This window comes from Oleiphilus sp. HI0123 (assembly GCF_001635315.1).
Map to the genome: position 1 here is coordinate 1 of NZ_LWGE01001836.1, position 1,194 is coordinate 1,194.

The 1,194-nt window shown below is 43.6% G+C and carries 1 protein-coding gene; it reads left to right on the forward strand.

Features of this window, described 5'->3' with window-relative positions; translation table 11 throughout:
* Positions 1-205: 205 nt before the first annotated feature.
* The coding region (gene nhaA / locus A3761_RS24715) for a Na+/H+ antiporter NhaA (protein ID WP_068751102.1) at positions 206-1,194 on the forward strand (989 nt) is incomplete at its 3' end.

The following is a 1,194-nucleotide window of genomic DNA, read 5'->3' on the forward strand; positions in this document are numbered from 1 at the left end:
AAGTTATTCACTCATAAATACTTCGAAGTATCCGAAGTATTTATGAGTGGCAATTTAAATCCATGCTTTCCCCCAGCCGTTTGGTTAAAGATCCAAAAAAAATTGATCAGTTTTTTTCGATCATATTGAGCTGAATATTCGACTTTTTCATAGCTAGGTAAAAGCATATAAATGTCTTCTCATCATTTAAAGCAAGGACCTACCTATGACAAAAGTTTTTCGAGAAATGGTTGAGCATGACGCAGCAGGGGGAATTCTATTAATTCTCGCGGCTTTGGCGGCACTCATCATGGCGAATACAGCTTTCAATGGTTTCTACCAAGGTGTGCTTAACTTACCCGTCACCATTCAATTCGGCTCCTTTGAAATTGCTAAACCGCTATTGCTTTGGGTCAATGATGGCTTGATGGCACTGTTCTTTTTCTTGGTCGGCCTAGAAGTTAAACGAGAAATTATTGAAGGCCACTTATCTTCAAAAGACCAGATAATACTACCTGCTATTGCCGCTGTGGCGGGCATCATTGCTCCCGCTTTAGTTTATGTTAGCTTAAATCAACAAAATCCGGCGGCACTTCAAGGCTGGGCTATTCCATCGGCAACTGATATCGCCTTTGCTTTAGGTATATTTAGTCTGTTCGGCAAAAGCCTACCACTGACCCTCAAGCTATTCCTGCTCTCGGTTGCTATATTTGATGATATCGGTGCGATAGTCATTATTGCCATTTTTTACTCACAAGACCTATCAACAGCCTCTCTTGCCGTTGCCATTTCAGGTCTGTTTGTTCTAGGCCTGTTGAACCGATTCAAGGTGAGCAAACAAGCGGCTTACATTATTGTCGGTATCGTTGTGTGGGCAGCCGTACTCAAGTCAGGTGTTCATGCTACGCTAGCGGGTTTCATCGTGGCTTGGTTTATACCAATTAACGTGGCCACTGAAGACGGACACCCAATGTTAAAGCAAATGGAACACAGCATTCAGCCTTGGGTTGCCTTTATGATACTGCCTGTGTTCGCATTCGCGAATGCCGGTGTCAACTTAATCGGGATCGGCACTGATGATCTATTTAACTCAATTACATTAGGTATCGCGCTTGGGCTGTTTTTAGGCAAACAACTGGGAATCTTTGGCGCTTGCTGGCTGGCGGTGAGATCAGGTATCGCAAGCCTGCCAAAAGATACCACATGGCCTCAATT